This is a genomic window from Stenotrophomonas sp. S39 (genome assembly GCF_016624665.1).
GTDB lineage: Bacteria > Pseudomonadota > Gammaproteobacteria > Xanthomonadales > Xanthomonadaceae > Stenotrophomonas.
In genome coordinates, this window is record NZ_JACVTT010000178.1 from 1 (window position 1) to 3,244 (window position 3,244).

The 3,244-nt window shown below is 69.9% G+C and carries 2 protein-coding genes; both read right to left on the bottom strand.

The window, feature by feature from the left end; genetic code table 11:
• Window positions 1-280: 280 nt before the first annotated feature.
• Window positions 281-994, bottom strand: coding sequence for a tRNA (adenosine(37)-N6)-threonylcarbamoyltransferase complex dimerization subunit type 1 TsaB (gene tsaB / locus IAE41_RS22100; RefSeq protein WP_200734578.1), 714 nt, complete (start codon window positions 992-994; stop codon window positions 281-283).
• A 24-nt stretch (window positions 995-1,018) separates the two neighbouring features.
• Window positions 1,019-3,073, bottom strand: coding sequence for an ATP-dependent DNA helicase (locus IAE41_RS22105; RefSeq protein WP_200734579.1), 2,055 nt, complete (start codon window positions 3,071-3,073; stop codon window positions 1,019-1,021).
• Window positions 3,074-3,244: the final 171 nt, after the last annotated feature.

Sequence of the window (3,244 nt, forward strand, 5' to 3'; positions counted from 1 at the left end):
CTTCAGGGGGTCACTTCACCATGGGGGCTCGTAGGCGCCATCCATGGCGCCAACGGTCCTGCCCAGCCACACCGCCCCACCCCTGACAGATCGCGGCGCGTCCTCGCCTTTGGTAGGTGTCGACCTTGGTCGACACACATCCACGCAACGCGTGGATGCTTTTGACTTTGACTTTTCTTTTTCGATTTTCCGTGGCGGACGCGCACGGAAACTGTCAGAGGTCGGGCGGCTGTTGCAGTCGACTAACAGTCGACTCTACCGATCTTCAGCCACGAGGGGCTCAGCCGTTGGCTTTCGCCTTCGCCTCGCGGGCGGCCTGCTGCTCGACCAGGGTCAGCGCGACGTTGTCACGCAGATAGGCCGGCTCGACCTTCTCCGCCGCCATGCCTTCGCCACGGGCGAACGCGGGCACCGCCAGCGCCAGCACGTCCGATGCGCGAGGCAATGCTGCTGCATCGAAGCCACGCAGCCCAGCGCCCAGCTGTGCCACCAGCGCGCCCTCGGCCGCGCCGAAACCGGTGCCGACACCGTAGGCCTGCAGCCCGTCCGGCAGCGCCACCGCCGCCGGTGCGCAGACGCGCTCGGCATCGCGCGCCACCGGCAGACCGTCCACACGCTCGAAGCGCGCAACGTACAACTCGCCCATCCGCGCATCGATCGCCGACAGGATCTGGTCTTCTTCCGCCGGCGCACGCAGCGCCAGCACCTGCAGCGTCGATACCGGCAGCAGCGGCCGGTCCAGTGCCAGCGCGATGCCCTGCGCGATCGCGATCGCCAGGCGCACGCCGGTGAACGCGCCGGGGCCCCGACTGAGCGCGATGCCATCCAGCTGGCAGCGGCTGATGCCGGCCTCAGCCAGCAGCGCCTCGGCCCACGGCAGGCTCAGTTCGGCATGGCGGCGCGGTGCGATCTCGAAGCGCTCCAGCACCTGCCCATCGACATGCAGGGCAACGGAACAGGCTTCGGTGGCGGTTTCAAAGGCGAGCAGTTTCATCGGATCGGATCAGGACGCATCGGGTCAGAACAGGGGGAACGTGGCACCGGGGGCCGGCTCCGGACCCGGCGCGGGGGCCGGGGCGGTCGGGGCGGCGGCGTCCTCGGCCACGGGGGACCATTGTGGCGCAAAGAAGGCCTGCACATCGGCCAGCGCGCGGGTGCGGCGGAACGGCGGCAGGGAATCGAGGAACACCCGGCCATAGCCGCGGTTGAGCAGGCGCGGGTCACACAGCACCAGCACGCCGCGATCGGTCTCGCTGCGGATCAGCCGGCCCACGCCCTGCTTGAGGGCGATCACCGCCTGCGGCAACTGCTCGTCGCGGAACGGATTGCCGCCCTGGCTGCGGATCGCCTCCAGCCGTGCTTCATAGACCGGGTCATCCGGCGCGGCGAACGGCAGTTTGTCGATCACCACCACGCTCAGCGCCTCGCCCACCACGTCCACGCCTTCGCGGAAGCTGGCCGAGCCGAGCAGCACGCCGTTGCCGGAATCGCGGAAGCGCTGCAGCAACGTGGCGCGCGGCGCCTCGCCCTGCACGAACAATGGCCACGGCCCATCGCGCAGTGCCTCGGCCGCCTCGCGCAGCGCACGGTGCGAGGCAAACAGCAGGAATGCCCTGCCCTGCGAGGCCTGCAGCACCGGCCGCAGGGCCTGGATGAGCGCCGTGCCGAAGCCGCGCGCCGCCGGATCGGGCAGGCCTTCCGGCAGGTAGCACAGCGCCTGCTCGGGCCAGTTGAACGGACTCGGCTGGACCAGCGTGTGCGGATCATCCAGGCCCAGGCGGGTGGTGATGTGCTCGAAGCCCCCGCCCACGGTCAGCGTGGCCGAGGTGAAGATCCAGGCGGCGCGGCTGCGCTCGCGATGCTCGCGCAGCGGCCCGGACACATCCATCGGCGTGCGCTGGCAGCGGAAACCGCGCGGCGTGAGTTCGTACCAGAGCACGTCGGCGGCACGCGCCAGCTCGGCCGGGTCGGTATCGAAATCCAGGGTGGGTTCGTCGTCGCCCAGCCAGCGCGCCAGCCGCGAAACCGCTTCGCGTGCACGGGCGTGGCAGGCATCAAGGCCGGCGGCGGCTTCGCGCAGCGGCTGCAGCGCCTGTTCCAGCGCCACCAGGCAGCTCATGGCCATATCGAAGCCCTCGCGTACCTGCGGCATCGCCAGCGCGCGCCACTGCGTGCCACGCGACGGCAGCCCTTCCATCGCCAGGCGCAGCGCCAGCAGCGCCTGCTGCAGCTGGTCGACGGGTTCCTGCAGCGCCGACTGCGCCCCGCCCACGCCACGCGCCTCGGCCAGGCAGTCGCGGCCCAGTTCCTGCCATGGGCGCATGCCGAAGCCTTCGCCGAAGAACTGCGCGGCCAGTTCGGGCAACTGGTGTGCCTCATCGATGACAAAGGCCTGCGCACCTGGCAGCAGTTCGCCGAAGCCATCCTGTTTCAGGGCCAGGTCGGCCAGCAGCAGGTGGTGGTTGACCACCACCACATCGGCCGCCTGCGCACGTTGCCGCGCATGCACGACAAAGCAGTCGTCCCAGAACGGGCAGTCGATGCCCAGGCAGTTGTCGACGGTGGAGGTCACCATGGGCAGCAGCGGCGAATCGTCGGCCAGTCCATCCAGCTCGGCGATGTCACCGAACTGCGAGCGACCGGACCAGGCGAGGATGCGCTGGAACTGCGCGGCCTGTTCGGGGCTGGAAAAGCGCGGTTCGCCCCGTGCCTGCTGCAACCGGTAGCGGCACAGGTAGTTGGCGCGGCCCTTCAGCAGCGCGCTGCGCAGGCCGACGCCCAGCGCCTGGCGCACGCGCGGCAGGTCGCGATGGTAGAGCTGGTCCTGCAGCGCACGGGTGCCGGTGGAAATGATCGTACGCAGCCCGGACAACAGCACCGGCACCAGGTAGGCAAAGGTCTTGCCGGTGCCGGTACCGGCCTCGGCCAGCAGCAGGTCGCGCTGCTGCAGCGCATCGGCGATGGCCTCGGTCAGGTGCAGCTGCGCCGGACGCGGGACGAAGGCATCCAGGTGCGAGGCGAGCGCGCCGCCGTCGCTGAGGGCTTCGCGGCTGGCATGGACGAGGTCGGACATCAGACAGGAAGGATACCCGGCCGGGCGCTGCCCGGCACCCGTTTCAAGCCAGAGCGTAGGCAACGGCAACAGCAACAGCGGTGTTCATGGCTCTGGGTTGTACTGCGGGTTGGCGGGGGGCTGTGGGTTTGCGGGGACGCCGTAAACCCATCCATGGGGGCTTGGTCGCCG

Bases quoted from the DNA above. Each gene is read 5' to 3' on its own strand.
- IAE41_RS22105 (WP_200734579.1), bottom strand. From the start codon at position 3,073: ATGTCCGACCTCGTCCATGCCAGCCGCGAAGCCCTCAGCGACGGCGGC.
- tsaB (WP_200734578.1), bottom strand. From the start codon at position 994: ATGAAACTGCTCGCCTTTGAAACCGCCACCGAAGCCTGTTCCGTTGCC.